Source organism: Duganella sp. 1224, assembly GCF_013408245.1.
Lineage (GTDB): Bacteria > Pseudomonadota > Gammaproteobacteria > Burkholderiales > Burkholderiaceae_D > Rugamonas.
In genome coordinates this window covers 2,164,443-2,177,359 of the sequence record NZ_JACBYS010000001.1, presented here as the reverse complement: position 1 = coordinate 2,177,359, position 12,917 = coordinate 2,164,443, and the positions used below count along the sequence as shown (strand labels likewise).

The 12,917-nt window shown below is 62.1% G+C and carries 12 protein-coding genes, 2 tRNA genes and 1 pseudogene; 12 read left to right on the top strand and 3 right to left on the bottom strand.

Features of this window, described 5'->3' with window-relative positions:
* The first annotated feature begins 1 nt into the window (after position 1).
* The 6 genes from FHW58_RS09605 to FHW58_RS09580 all read left to right on the top strand — a co-directional run bounded on the left by FHW58_RS09605 (position 2) and on the right by FHW58_RS09580 (position 5,854).
* Positions 2-643 carry a DNA-3-methyladenine glycosylase gene (locus tag FHW58_RS09605; RefSeq protein ID WP_179672793.1) on the top strand — a complete coding sequence of 214 codons (642 nt, stop codon included), beginning with the start codon at positions 2-4 and terminating at the stop codon, positions 641-643.
* An 84-nt stretch (positions 644-727) separates the two neighbouring features.
* A complete protein-coding gene (locus tag FHW58_RS09600; protein ID WP_179672792.1) occupies positions 728-1,702 on the top strand; it encodes an acetyl-CoA carboxylase carboxyltransferase subunit alpha in 975 nt (324 codons plus the stop codon).
* Between the two features lie 128 nt (positions 1,703-1,830).
* Positions 1,831-3,240, top strand: a complete 1,410-nt coding sequence (gene tilS / locus FHW58_RS09595) for a tRNA lysidine(34) synthetase TilS (protein ID WP_229265107.1) — start codon at positions 1,831-1,833, stop codon at positions 3,238-3,240.
* Between the two features lie 144 nt (positions 3,241-3,384).
* The gene (locus tag FHW58_RS09590) at positions 3,385-4,632 is read left to right on the top strand and encodes an aspartate kinase (RefSeq protein WP_179672790.1); all 1,248 of its coding nucleotides are present in this window, start codon (positions 3,385-3,387) and stop codon (positions 4,630-4,632) included.
* A 101-nt stretch (positions 4,633-4,733) separates the two neighbouring features.
* Positions 4,734-4,826, top strand: a tRNA-Ser gene (locus tag FHW58_RS09585).
* Between the two features lie 173 nt (positions 4,827-4,999).
* The gene (locus tag FHW58_RS09580) at positions 5,000-5,854 is read left to right on the top strand and encodes a hypothetical protein (protein WP_179672789.1); all 855 of its coding nucleotides are present in this window, start codon (positions 5,000-5,002) and stop codon (positions 5,852-5,854) included.
* Here FHW58_RS09580 and FHW58_RS09575 read toward each other — a convergent pair.
* On the bottom strand, positions 5,832-6,503 hold the full coding sequence (locus FHW58_RS09575; RefSeq protein ID WP_179672788.1) for a DUF2459 domain-containing protein: 672 nt from the start codon (positions 6,501-6,503) through the stop codon (positions 5,832-5,834). The two genes, FHW58_RS09580 and FHW58_RS09575, sit on opposite strands and share 23 nt — an antisense overlap.
* A gap of 159 nt (positions 6,504-6,662) precedes the next feature.
* Between FHW58_RS09575 and FHW58_RS09570 the strand changes: the two genes are divergently transcribed.
* Positions 6,663-6,755: transfer RNA gene (locus tag FHW58_RS09570), tRNA-Ser, on the top strand.
* A 460-nt stretch (positions 6,756-7,215) separates the two neighbouring features.
* Here FHW58_RS09570 and FHW58_RS09565 read toward each other — a convergent pair.
* Positions 7,216-7,794, bottom strand: a complete 579-nt coding sequence (locus FHW58_RS09565; protein ID WP_179672787.1) for a hypothetical protein — start codon at positions 7,792-7,794, stop codon at positions 7,216-7,218.
* 217 nt (positions 7,795-8,011) lie between these two features.
* Positions 8,012-8,299: pseudogene (locus FHW58_RS27470) on the bottom strand (IS21 family transposase); the annotation flags it as partial.
* A 519-nt stretch (positions 8,300-8,818) separates the two neighbouring features.
* Between FHW58_RS27470 and FHW58_RS09560 the strand changes: the two are divergent.
* The 5 genes from FHW58_RS09560 to FHW58_RS09540 all read left to right on the top strand — a co-directional run bounded on the left by FHW58_RS09560 (position 8,819) and on the right by FHW58_RS09540 (position 12,903).
* Positions 8,819-9,082 (top strand): hypothetical protein, encoded by a 264-nt coding sequence (locus tag FHW58_RS09560; protein WP_179672786.1) that lies wholly within the window; start codon positions 8,819-8,821, stop codon positions 9,080-9,082.
* A gap of 93 nt (positions 9,083-9,175) precedes the next feature.
* The gene (locus FHW58_RS09555) at positions 9,176-10,834 is read left to right on the top strand and encodes an ATP-binding domain-containing protein (RefSeq protein WP_179672785.1); all 1,659 of its coding nucleotides are present in this window, start codon (positions 9,176-9,178) and stop codon (positions 10,832-10,834) included.
* Positions 10,824-11,861: a YafY family protein gene (locus FHW58_RS09550; RefSeq protein WP_179672784.1), complete on the top strand. Its 1,038-nt coding sequence runs from the start codon at positions 10,824-10,826 to the stop codon at positions 11,859-11,861. Before FHW58_RS09555 ends, FHW58_RS09550 begins: the two co-directional genes overlap by 11 nt.
* A 47-nt stretch (positions 11,862-11,908) precedes the next feature.
* Complete coding sequence (locus FHW58_RS09545) at positions 11,909-12,325, top strand: hypothetical protein (RefSeq protein WP_179672783.1); 417 nt, start codon at positions 11,909-11,911, stop codon at positions 12,323-12,325.
* Positions 12,322-12,903 (top strand): hypothetical protein, encoded by a 582-nt coding sequence (locus tag FHW58_RS09540; protein WP_179672782.1) that lies wholly within the window; start codon positions 12,322-12,324, stop codon positions 12,901-12,903. The genes FHW58_RS09545 and FHW58_RS09540 overlap by 4 nt, the downstream gene beginning before the upstream one ends.
* Positions 12,904-12,917: the final 14 nt, after the last annotated feature.

The window sequence follows — 12,917 nt, the reverse complement described above, 5'->3', positions numbered from 1 at the left end:
CATGGTCATCGCCAGGGATACCGAAGGCGGCGTGCCGCCATACTGGGAGGAAGCCAAGCTTGAGCTGATGAAGCGGGACCGCATCATGAACAAGCTGATCCCCCAGTTTGGCGACCTGCACCTGCGCGGCCACCACGACCCGTTCACCACCCTGGCGCGCTCCATCGTCGGCCAGCAGGTGACCGCCAGGGTGGCCGACGCGGCCTGGAAAAAGCTGCTGGAAATCAGTCCCAAGTGCACGCCGGCGCAGATCATCAAGGCTGGCGCCGAGCCGCTGGCCGGCTGCGGCCTGTCCAAGCGCAAGACCGAGTACATCCTCGACCTGGCCGACCACTTCAAGAACAAGCGCGTCCACACCGCCCAGTGGCACCAGATGGACGACGAGGCGGTGATCGCCGAGCTGACGCAGATCCGCGGCATCGGCCGCTGGACAGCCGAGATGTTTTTGATATTTAATCTGCTCCGACCCAACGTCTTGCCGCTGGACGACCCCGGTCTGATCCAGGGCATCAGCCAGAATTACTTCTCCGGCGAGCCGGTCTCGCGCAGCGATGCGCGCGAGGTGTCGGCCAACTGGGAACCGTACCGGACGGTTGCCACCTGGTACTTATGGCGTAGTTTGGATCCGGTTGCTGTAGAATAGAGACTCTAATCGCTGTGCGAGGGGTTTTTGCGCGCCTTTACAAAAGGCACCCATCCCACAGATGAGAATAAACACGGAGGTACAATGACCAAAACGACTTTCCTCAATTTTGAGCAACCGATTGCTGAACTCGACGGCAAGATCGAAGAATTGCGCTTCGTCCAGGACGATTCGGCAGTCGACATCTCTGAGGAGATCGACCGTCTGGCCAAGAAGAGCCAGCAACTGACCAAGGACATCTACGCCAAGCTGACGCCATGGCAGGTCTCGCAGATCGCGCGTCACCCGCAACGTCCATACACCATGGACTACGTCAACGAAATCTTCACCGACTTCCACGAACTGCACGGCGACCGCACCTACGCGGATGACCAGTCCATCGTCGGCGGCCTGGCGCGCTTCAACGGCCAGGCCTGCATGGTCATCGGCCACCAGAAAGGCCGCGACACCAAGGAACGCGCGATGCGCAACTTCGGCATGCCGAAGCCGGAAGGCTACCGTAAGGCCATGCGCCTGATGAAGCTGGCTGAAAAGTTCGGCATCCCGGTGTTCACCTTCGTCGACACGCCGGGCGCCTTCCCCGGCATTGACGCCGAAGAGCGCGGCCAGTCGGAGGCCATCGGTCACAACCTGTACGTGATGGCGGAGCTGAAAGTGCCGCTGATCGCCACCATCATCGGCGAAGGCGGCTCCGGCGGCGCGCTGGCGATTGCCGTGGCCGACCAGGTGCTGATGCTGCAATATGCAACCTACTCGGTGATCTCGCCGGAAGGCTGCGCCTCGATCCTGTGGAAGACCTCGGAACGCGCGGCCGACGCCGCCGAAGCGCTGGGCCTGACCGCGCACCGCCTGAAAGCCATTGGCCTGATCGACAAGATCGTCACCGAGCCGCTGGGCGGCGCGCACCGCGATCCGAAGCAGATGGCCACGCTGCTGAAACGCGCGCTGGCCGACTCGCTGCGCCAGTTCCACGGCATGAAGACCAAGGACCTGCTGGAAGCCCGTCACGAGAAGCTGATGAGCTATGGCAAGTTCAAGGAAACCACGCCGCAGGAATAAGATACTCAGCATGGGCACCGGCCTCCGCCGGTGCGACGACCCCGTCATTCCGGCGAAGGCCGGAATCCATGGAACACCGCCGGGAGCCCGCGCATGCGCCGCTCCCGGTTTGCATTTCGGAGCCACGATTGAAGCAGCAAAAGCCCACCCTCAAGTCCACCTTTGACCAAGCCGTGACCGCCGCCCGCGCCCGGGTGCGCGCAGGAGAGGGCGCCGCAGCCCGGCGCATCGCCGTCGCCCTCAGCGGCGGTCTGGACTCCTCGGCCTTGCTGCACCTGGCCCACGCCTACGCCCAGCAACACGACCTGACCCTGTGCGCCTTCCACATCCACCACGGCCTCAGCCCCAATGCCGACGCCTGGCTGCGCCACTGCGAACATGAATGCGCCGGCCTGAACGTCTCCTTCGCAGCGCGCCGCATCCAGCTCGCCGACGCCAAAAAAACCGGCACCGAAGCGGCCGCCCGCAAAGCCCGCTACGCCGCCCTCGGCGCGCTGTGCCGGGAGCACAACATCCCGCTGCTGCTGACCGCCCACCACCAGGACGACCAAGCCGAAACCGTGCTGCTGCAACTGCTGCGCGGCTCCGGCCCGGCCGGCCTGTCCGGCATGGACGCCGCCAACACCGCCGCCGGCCTGCTGCACAACGACCAGCTGGTCATGGCCCGACCCCTGCTGCACATCTCGCGCAAGCAACTGGAAGCGTACACGCGCAAGCACGGCATCCAGCACATCCACGACGAATCCAACGACGACCCGCGCTACGCCCGCAATGCGCTGCGCCACACCGTGATGCCGGCGCTGGAACAGCACTTTCCCGGTTTCCAGGAGCGCTTCGCCCGCAGCGCCCAGCACGCGCAATCGGCCTACCGCCTGCTGACCGAACTGGCCGAGCAAGACCTGGTTGCCACCCGCGACGGCGACCAGCTCGACATCGGCAAGCTGCGCGCCCTCAGCCAGGACCGCGCCTACAACCTGCTGCGCCACTGGTTCGCCACGCGCGGCTACAGCATGCCCAGCACCGCCTGGCTGGCCGAAATGCTGACCCAGCTGCTGGAAGCCAAATACGACGCCCAGCTGCTGGTCACCCATCCCGACTGCCACGTGCGCCGCTACCGCGACCGCCTGCACCTGACGCCCAAGCTGGCGGAACTGGAGGGCACGCGCGAAGACCAGTTCGACGACAAGCCCGGCACCGACTTCCGCTGGAACGGCGAGACCGAACTGGCATTCCCGGCCTACGGCGGCATCCTGCACTTCGAGCCGGCCGAAGAAGGGCTGGACCCCGACTGGCTGCGCGCCCAGCCGCTGGTGATCGAGTTCCGCCGCGGCGGCGAAAAGCTCAAGCCGGCGCCCAACCGCCCGACCCGCGCCGTCAAATACCACTACCAGGCGCTCAACATCCCGGCCTGGGAGCGCGGCCGCCTGCCGGTGGTCAAAACCGCCAGCGCGCTGCTGTTTGCCGCCGGCATCGGCATGGATTGCCACCATCTGAGCAATGGAACCGGCCGTATCCGCCTGCGCTGGCAAGCTGTATAGACATCAAAGCGCTTTCTGCCGAATTTTGTATGTAGATATGCTTATTCGGTATGAGATTATGAGCTTTTCGACTTGTTATTTTGCACTGCGACAGGTAGAGTTAAGGGTTCCATTTACCCTTATTTGAGCGGAAAACTCACTGTTATGGCTTTAATCGTGCACAAATACGGCGGTACGTCGATGGGTTCGACGGACCGTATCAAAAACGTCGCGCGGCGGGTCGCCAAGTGGCATGACGCCGGACACCGCATCGTGGTGGTGCCGTCGGCAATGTCGGGCGAGACCAACCGCCTGATCGCCCTGGCCAAGGAAGTGCAGGCACAACCAGACCCGCGCGAGCTGGACATGATCGCCTCGACCGGCGAGCAAGTGTCGGTCGGCCTGCTGTCGATGGCGCTGCAAGCGATCGGCAAGAAGGCGATTGGCTACGCCGGCTGGCAAGTCGCGATTAAAACCGATTCCGCCTACACCAAGGCCCGCATCCAGTCGATCGACAGCGACAAGGTCAACCGCGACCTGGACGAGGGCAAGATCGTCATCATCACCGGCTTCCAGGGCGTGGACGACGAAGACAACATCACCACGCTGGGCCGCGGCGGCTCGGACACCTCGGCCGTGGCGATCGCCGCCGCCATGCAGGCCGACGAGTGCCTGATCTTCACCGACGTCGACGGCGTCTACACCACCGACCCACGCGTGGTGTCGGAGGCGCGCCGCCTGAAAGCCATCACGTTTGAGGAAATGCTGGAACTGGCGTCGCTGGGCTCGAAAGTGCTGCAGACCCGTTCGGTGGAATTCGCCGGCAACTACCGCGTGCCGACCCGCGTGCTGTCGTCGCTGACCGACCCGATGCTGGACCTGGAAGTGGAAGCCAACTCGGGCACCCTGATTTCGTTTGAGGAAGATAAAAACATGGAACAAGCAGTCATCTCCGGTATCGCCTTTAACCGCGATGAAGCCAAAATCACCGTGCTGGGCGTGCCGGACCGTCCGGGAGTGGCCTACCACATCCTTGGCCCGGTGGCCGACGCCAACATCGAAGTCGACATGATCATCCAGAACCAGTCGGTGGATGGCAAGACCGACTTCACCTTCACCGTGCCGCGCAACGACTTCCAGCGCGCGCTGGACGTGCTGAACGGCTCCAAGGACGCGCTGGGCGCGGCCAGCATCGCCGGCGACGCCAAGGTGTCGAAGATTTCGGTGGTGGGCGTGGGCATGCGCTCGCACGTGGGCGTGGCCTCGAAGATGTTCCGCACGCTGTCGGAAGAGGGCATCAACATCATGATGATCTCGACCTCGGAAATCAAGATTTCGGTGTTGATCGACGAGAAATACATGGAACTGGCCGTGCGCGCGCTGCACAAGGCGTTCGAACTGGAAAAGGCTTAAATTTTTCCAAAAAAACCGCCGAGTTGCCTTGACCAAACGGGTCACGGTCTATACTATGGCGGTCGTCTGCTTCACGGCAGACATAGTTGAGCAATCGACTAGGAGACGTGGCCGAGTGGCCGAAGGCACTTCCCTGCTAAGGAAGCATACGGGCAAAACCTGTATCGTGGGTTCGAATCCCACCGTCTCCGCCAGAATCAGACAAAAAGCCCTTGAATTTCAAGGGCTTTTTGTTTTTCAGCCCATCATGCATCCAGCAAAGATCAAGGAATTGGCAGACGCCGAGAAAGCAGAAGTCGAGGTGCTGCAAGAGTCATTGCTGAAAACTTGTAAAATCTGCCGGTATGACAACTAGCCTGACCGTTATATGAAAAGACGCTCTGTGGTGGCGCTGGTCAGCGCAGGGCTGTTGTCCTGCGTAGCGTATGTGCTGACACGGGGAGCGTTGAATACTGAAACACCACCGGCGACCGCCGCCGCCAGCCTGCCCGCGCAGCTTGGCCCGCCGGACCACAACGATGCGCGTGCACCAGTTCCACGCTCCGCATGCCCGGCTGGCGCCGCGCAGTCGCCATTTCCGGTATTGCGGAAAGTCGACGGTGATTCGCCGCAGATAGATGAGCTACTGGTCGCCTCGTTCACCACGCCGGCCGCCGTCAGGAACAAGGCCGATCATGGTGATGCCGATGCCGCCAGCGCCTACTTTCGCATGGCACTGTCCTGCGCCCCGTTCACCGAGGGCGAGTCAAAGCCGTTGTCGTCAGGCTGCCAGGAAAACGTGTCGCGGGTTGACGCCTTCCGGCTTCTGTACCAGGCCGCCGAGCAGGGCAGTGTTCCGGCCCAGACCTTGTTTGCGCTAAACGCGCCAACCCATGCGCGGTTTCTGAGGCAGCAGGGCAGTAATGAGTCCTTGGCCGAATCTGTGAAGCTGATCAAACTTGCAGAGCATTTTGGAACCTTGGCAGCGCACGGCGGATCGGAAGAGGCCGTGACATTCATGATCTCCGCCTACCTGAACGGCACGTTCGGCGTGCGGGATACGGAAAAGGCCTACTTTTATCTCTTGCCGCTCGCCGCCCAGCAACCGTCCGATGCCGCGACCACTTTGATCGGCTCCATCAAGAAAACGTTGAACGAAAAAACGCGCGGGGAAATTGAACGCGCCGCGCTGGGTTGTCAGTCGCCGGCCTCGCCGATCGTCAATCCGTTTGGCGCGAGATAAGGGCCGGCGTCGCCGTTCCTTGCAGCTCGGCGATGTGGCGCGCCTGGTCGAACACGCTGCGCGCGGTCAGATTCAATCCTGAGACCGGCAATTCCGCCGCGCGTAGCGCACCGACCACCCACGAATTGCAGTTGTTGAGCAGGCTGTAGTTGCCGGTGGCCTTGTAAAACAGGTTGAGATTCGGCAGTCGCTTGCCGAGGTAGATCGGCTTGCCGTCGGCGTCGGCGGCGATGCTGCGGTCGATATAGGCGACCAGTTGATCGAAGCCGCGCTCGGTGATCGCCAGCGGAACGCTATCGCCAGCCGCCACGCCCAGCGGTGGATTGGTTTCGCGCCCGCCAGCCTGCAGGGCAGGGTAGTCGGACGCCACCAGCGCCTTGACCGCCTGCGACACATCTGGATGGTCCTCGACAAAATACGCGCCATCGCCCCAGCCGATCAGCATGTACTTGTGGTCCTTGAAGTCCTGCGCCAGCTTGGGGCTGCGAGCGAGGATGTCCTTGCCGTCAAACAGCAGCGCCGTGTGCCAGCCGTATTGCACAACGTAGACGGTGTGGGGCGTGGGTTCCTTCGGCAAATCGGCGCGGCTGGGCATGCCGGCGCAGCCGGCCAGCAGCACCAGCGACGCCAGGAGGGCAAACAATCTCATACGGGGAATCGATGCGTCAAATGCGCAATTCTACCGCAGGCCTTGTTGTCGGCCGGGAAGAATTGCCATGGTGTTCGCCTTGACCAAATGTCCACTGGCCTATACTATGTCGCACGTCCTCTCCGCGATGCGGAAAAGACATAGTTGAGCAATCGACTAGGAGACGTGGCCGAGTGGCCGAAGGCACTTCCCTGCTAAGGAAGCATACGGGCAAAACCTGTATCGTGGGTTCGAATCCCACCGTCTCCGCCAGAATTAGAAAAATAGCCCCGATACCGGGGCTATTTTTTTGCCTGTCGTGGCGAGCGCGTTTGATTTTTGTTCAATGTCGTCCACCTGAATTCTGTACTTGCCACCTTTGAAAGGTAGATACCGACGGGCATCGTGGACAGACCGATCAACAAGTTATCCATGCTCGAGGTAGCACTCCTGGCGACGCCGGGCCGGTATGTAGAAGCGTGGGGCCGTGGCTGCAAGTTTTGCCCAGAGGCACCAACAGCTGGGTGTTTCGCTACGCCATCTACCCTCCTTGACTAGTGCGCCGAGCACGCGCTGGTGCTGCGACAGGGGGGCGGCACATCGCCTTGGGGACCTGTTAGCAAAACGACGCCAGCTAATGGTGGCGTGGACCGTTATCTGAATCCGGCGCAGCTACGGCCGTCTGCAGCAAATAGAGAGACAATACAAACTATCAGGTCGCGCGAATGGTGCTTTACGATGGCGAATGGAGCATCAAAAAATCGACCCATTCCTGGTCGGTTGGATGAGCGGCCAAATACCGCTGACGCTTACTTGCGTTGGCAGTGGTCCAGAACGGCAGGAAGAACCAATCCCACCAGTAGGCCATGGGGCCTTGCAAACTGCCCAAAGCACTCGGGTCTGCCTCCGGAAAAATGGCCCAGGGCGGGGGGGGTTCAAGCGCGAGCGCATCGATTCCTTCCAGTAGCTTAACCGAGTTGGTCACGATAGCAACTCGCACGCCACCAAACTCCGGGCGCAGAGAAAAGTGAATCGACTGTGTAGGAGTTGCCAGATGCCCTTCTTGGAACATGTCCTGGCTCATCAGATCAAACTCGGTGTTGAGCGTGTTCAGAATGCGCCTAGCATCCGCTTCGGTCACCATGAACTCCATTCGGTATGCAAAGATACCTTGGTCACCAAGGTAGGCTTTTTGCGGATAGTTGGCGAATGCTGGCGCTGACAGCAGATTGTTTTGCGGGTAGTCTCGCGCAAGCGCATGCTCTGGCTTCGCGCCGGTCAGCACGGCACCGATCCGTTTAAAAATGTTCATCCAAGCCTCAGTTTTTATCAATGTGGTCGGCGACCCAGTCCGCGCCGAAGTAGCCTGCTGTACCGAAGATGATGCCCCCCACCAGACCTGTTATGACGGCGCCTGGTCCGGTTTCAATTCCTAGCGCCGCACCTGCAACACCTCCGATTTTAAAGCCAGCTACGGCACCTCCCCATCCTGTTCGTTTGCTTGACGGATTGACCCGCTCAGTTTGACCCTCCCTCCATACCCTCGCGAACGCCGCGACCCTGTCGTAAGACCCCTCAAAACCCAATTGCCTCAGGTCTTCGTGGATCTGCTTTAAGGTTCGTCGCTGCTTCCTGGAACGGGCTGCCTCGGTCTTGGGCATGGCTGAAAGTTGGAACGCATATTTGTCGATCGCGCTGCGTGAGCGCCGCACGGCGTAGGCCGGCTCGGTGATTTCCGCGCGCAGGTAGCGCCGGACAGTGTTTCTAGAGATGCGCAGGCGCCTGGCTATCTCTCGAAGGGGGACCTGGTCTCGGATATGCCAGCGTCAAATAATGCTTAGTAGTGCCACGTCGATCACTCCAATTCCCGACTCAACCTGTTGAGTAGGATTGTGTCTTAAACGTGGGGCAGATTCAGTTGCAAATTACTGGAAAAGTGAGTCAGATTTGGCTGCAAATCAACAGGTAGATGTGGGGTAAGAAAAAATCGAACTATTAACTCAGCTATTGGCTATTTTTAGCTGCGTTTGGTTATTGATTGGCGAGCGCCAGTTGCCTTTCAGTAATTGACAAAGATGCTTTCTTTGTTGATGCCGATCATCGCCAACTTCAAACGGCGCCTTTGGTTACAAAGCGAACGTTGCTGGTGGGTAGACCTGGGGGGGTAGGATTTTTCAGACCCCGTTTTTCATAGGAGAGTTCGAGAAACACCGTCTCCGCCATATACCTAAACCCGCTTCGGCGGGTTTTTTCGTTGTAGCGCCGCCTCCGCGTGGCGACGCAATCTGTCGCATCCCGCCCTTATACTCTGCCGGTGTTCAACCAACAGAGAGAGTATGACCGGAGCTGTCGATCCGCAGTCGGGCGCGCCCGCGCTCACGTTTTCCCATCTTGAACTGGCGCAGGCCGCCGCCTTTCTCCTGACGGTGCAGCAATCGGAGGGCGGCATCATCCAAGATCCTTTGTCGATGCTGCAATTTCGTTACGCCATCGCGCCCGTCCGCGCGCAGGCGCTGGCTGCGGAACTGGAGCTGATCGGCTTCTGGACCCTGTTCATCGATCACGACGGCCGCCAGTGCGCGCTGACGCTGCGTCGCTAGCGCCGCGTAACCAGCGGTCAACGCCACCCGGTGACAATATTTCTAATATGCATTATTATTCCTGGGAATCCTTATTTTTTAACAGGAAAACTGGTGGCTCTGTTAATTCCTTCAACGGCCGGGGCCCTGCGCCAGGACGGCGGCCTGCATCGCGAACTGGACCTTGTTAACGGGCTGGCCGCAGCCCTCCCGGACGGGTATGAGGTATTTCATGGCATCGCCCTGCACACCGTGCGCGCGGGACATGATTACTACGGCGAGATCGATGTGGTGGTGATGGCGCCGTCCGGCGCCTTGCTGCTGATGGAGGTGAAAGCCGGCGCGGTCGCCTTGCGGGAGGGCCAGATCTACAAGCTGTACGGCCAGGACGAGCGCGACGTGAGCAAGCAATGCCGCCTGCAGCGCGCCAGCCTGCTGGGCCGGCTGCAGGACGCCCGGATCGACACCAGCGTTACTAGCTGCCTGGTGCTGCCCGATTTCCACCTGACCGAGGCACAGGCGGTGTCGGTGCCGCGCGAGCGCATCGTCGATGCTGCCCTGTATCCGCGCGTCGCCACGCTGGCGCGGGAATGGCTGGCCGGCGGCAGGGGCTGCGCCCAGCTCGACGCGCTGCGGCAGTTCCTGCGCAACCAGTTCCGCGTCACCATGGACCTGTCCGCCGCGCGCGACGAGCTGCAGCGCACCACCCGCGTGCTGTCCGACGGGCTGGCCACGTGGGTGCCGCGCATCGCCTCCGCTGCCGGGGTGCTGCGCATCCAGGCCACGGCCGGCTCGGGCAAGACGCAACTGGCCTTGCACCTGCTGCAGAGCGCGCTGGCGGCGGGGCGCGCCGCCGGTTACATCTGCTTCAACCGCACGCTTGCGGAATACATCCGCGCGCGGGCGCCGGCGCGGGCTGAAGTGGTCAATTTCCATGAGCTGGCGGTGGAGCACACGCGGCGCCACGTCGGCGAGCCCGACTTCACGCAGGCGTCCGTGCTGGACGACGCCGCCCGCCGCTACGTCGAGGACAGCGCGCAGTTCGCCGCCCGCTTCGACGTGCTGGTGGTCGACGAAGGGCAGGACTTCGAGCCGGCCTGGATACAGGGCTTGTGCCAGTTGCTGCGTCCGCACGGCAAGCTGTACCTGATGGAGGACGATGACCAGCGCCTGTACGGCCGCGATGACTTCGACATCGCCGACGCCGTCACCATCAGCAGCCAGGACAACTATCGCAGCCCGCGCCTGATTTGCGACGTGCTCAACGCGCTGCGGCTGAGCCAGCGCGCGATCAACAGCATGAGTCCGTACAAGGGCGAGGTGCCCGGTTTCTATCACTACACCTCGCCGGCCAGCTTGCTGGCGCAAACCGAGCGCGCGGTCATGGCCCTGCTGGAGCGCGGCTTCGCGCTGTCGGACATCGTCGTCCTCAGCAACCGCGGCCGCGCCGGCTCGGTGTTGACCGGCGTCCGCCAGATCGGTCCGTGGACCACGCGCCAGTTCACCGGCGCCTACAGCCGCGACGGCGAGCCCCTGTGGTCCGACGGCGATTTGCTGGTCGAGTCTGTGTATCGCTACAAGGGCCAGAGCGCGCCAGCGGTCGTCCTGGCCGAGGTCGGATTTGACACCTGGACGCCGCACGAGAGGAAAAAACTGTTTGTCGGGCTGACGCGGGCGCAAATGGCGGCCCAGATCGTGCTGACGCCGGCCGCCGAGCAGATCCTGTTCGCCGCCATGGACACACCGGAGCCTACGCCACACCATGACCAGTAATCAACAAACCCTGCTGCGCCAGTGGCACATGCTGCGCGCGGTGCCGCGCGCGCCGCGCAAGATCGCCGTGAACGAGCTGCACCGCGTGCTGGCCGACGCCGGTTTCGAGACCACGGGCCGCACCATACAGCGCGACCTGCAGCGCCTGTCGGAAGTGTTCCCGCTGGTGGCGGATGGCGTCAAGCCGTTCGGCTGGTCGTGGTTGCGCGACGGCGCCAGTTTCGATTTGCCCGGCCTGTCCGTGCCGGAGGCCTTGACGCTGGCGCTGGTCGAGCAGCAACTGGCGCATCTGCTGCCGCCGGCCACGCTGGACACCCTGCAGCCGCACTTCCGCTCGGCGCAGCAGGCGTTGAGCGCGATCGAGCCGCAAAGTCAGGCCGGCGGCTGGCTGGCCAAGGTGCGCACCATCCCGCCGATGCAGCGGCTGCAGGCGCCCGTCGTCGACGACGCCTGCCAGCGCACCATCTACGACGCGCTGGCGCGCGACCGCCAGTTGCGGCTGAGCTACCGCAAGCGCGACGTGGCCGAGCCGGTCGAATACGAGGTGGTGCATCCGCTGGCGGTGGTCCAGCGTGGCCAGTTGATCTATCTGATCTGCATGTTTGCCGATTATGAGGACGTGCGCATGCTGGCCATGCACCGGGTGCTGGCGGCGGAAATGTCGTATCTGCCCAGCCGCCGGCCGGCCGGGTTTTGCATCGACGCCTACATCGCCGGTGGCCACATGGGGGTGCGCAGCGGCGACCCGATCCGGTTGCGCGCCGTCTTCAGCAAGACCGCCGGCGAGCATCTGTTTGAAACGCCGATCGCGCCCGACCAGTCGCTGACTGTCTTGCCCGGCCAGCAGTTGGAACTGCAGGCCAGCGTGCCCAATACGCGGGAGCTGCACTGGTGGCTGCTGGGCCTGGGCGACGGTGTCGAGGTGCTGGAACCGCCGGAACTACGGGCGGAAATCGGCGCGCTGGCGCACCGCATGGCGGCCCGCTATCCGGCGCCGGCAGCGACACAGTCTGTCGCGGCGGTATAAGAAACTGTCGAGAAATGATACGGGATCGATGAGGAGGGCAGTGCCACATGCCGCAATTGATCGAGCATATTGACGCCATTGCGCGCCGGCAGCGGCGTGCGGTGCTTTATCTGGAGTTTCACCGCGCCACGCCGCAGCGGCGCTACGACTATGCGCACGATGCGCAACGCGGCGCCGTCCTGGCCTGGCTGGATGCGCATGGCCTGGCCTGGGGGCCATGCGGCGAGTTCGCCGACGTCAACGTGATGTCGTCCTACATGGGACAGATCTATCTTGAGGTGCCCTACGATGAGTCGTTGGCCGCCTACCGCCTGGTACGCGACTACCTGGAGCATCCCGACGGCAGCATGCGCCATCCCACCGTCCGTTTTTGCGTCATGCCGTTGGATTACGCGCTGCGCAATGCCGAGCATGACACGCCAGGGTTTTGGGAGCGAGCGATGGCTGCGGGAGACGACGAATGAGCGGCATTATTGAGCAATACAAGGCCATCTGGGGCGACGACCCCAGGCAACTGCTGGACGGTTACACCTACCAGCCCGTGCTGACCAGGAAACTGGATGCGCTGGACCCGGCCGCGCTGAATGCCGAATTGTTTTATGAGATCGTGTTGTGGAAGCTGAACCGCTTTCCGCACGTTGATCCGGCGCTGCTCGCGGAGTTGCGGGAAGTCGCGAAAATCGCGCCGGGACACCATGAACAGGCGCGGCCCGTCCTGCGGCGGTTGCTGCAGACGGAGGGCATCGCGCTGCCCATGGCGTCGACCATCTTGCGCTTCCTGAATCCGCAAGCGTTCCAAATCATTGATGATCGCGTCTACCGCGTCATCTTTCCTGACCGGCACAAATATCCGGCCAAGCCAGCCAAGCTGAACGAGCGTTATCTCGACAAGTCGGCGACAATTTACTTCGAATATCTGGACGAGCTGCACAAACATGCGTCGGATAAACTGCCTTTTTCCGAGGCCGACCGGATTTTGTACCTGCTAGACATCAAGCTTGACAACAAGATCGGCGGCAAGCCCAAGCCGCGACCGCAATGAAACGTCTCTCCTTT

Coding starts and splice junctions, on each gene's coding strand:
- FHW58_RS09605 (WP_179672793.1), top strand. CDS start 2: ATGGTCATCGCCAGGGATACCGAAGGCGGCGTGCCGCCATACTGGGAG.
- FHW58_RS09600 (WP_179672792.1), top strand. CDS start 728: ATGACCAAAACGACTTTCCTCAATTTTGAGCAACCGATTGCTGAACTC.
- FHW58_RS09590 (WP_179672790.1), top strand. CDS start 3,385: ATGGCTTTAATCGTGCACAAATACGGCGGTACGTCGATGGGTTCGACG.
- FHW58_RS09580 (WP_179672789.1), top strand. CDS start 5,000: ATGAAAAGACGCTCTGTGGTGGCGCTGGTCAGCGCAGGGCTGTTGTCC.
- FHW58_RS09575 (WP_179672788.1), bottom strand. CDS start 6,503: ATGAGATTGTTTGCCCTCCTGGCGTCGCTGGTGCTGCTGGCCGGCTGC.
- FHW58_RS09565 (WP_179672787.1), bottom strand. CDS start 7,794: ATGAACATTTTTAAACGGATCGGTGCCGTGCTGACCGGCGCGAAGCCA.
- FHW58_RS09560 (WP_179672786.1), top strand. CDS start 8,819: ATGACCGGAGCTGTCGATCCGCAGTCGGGCGCGCCCGCGCTCACGTTT.
- FHW58_RS09550 (WP_179672784.1), top strand. CDS start 10,824: ATGACCAGTAATCAACAAACCCTGCTGCGCCAGTGGCACATGCTGCGC.
- FHW58_RS09545 (WP_179672783.1), top strand. CDS start 11,909: ATGCCGCAATTGATCGAGCATATTGACGCCATTGCGCGCCGGCAGCGG.
- FHW58_RS09540 (WP_179672782.1), top strand. CDS start 12,322: ATGAGCGGCATTATTGAGCAATACAAGGCCATCTGGGGCGACGACCCC.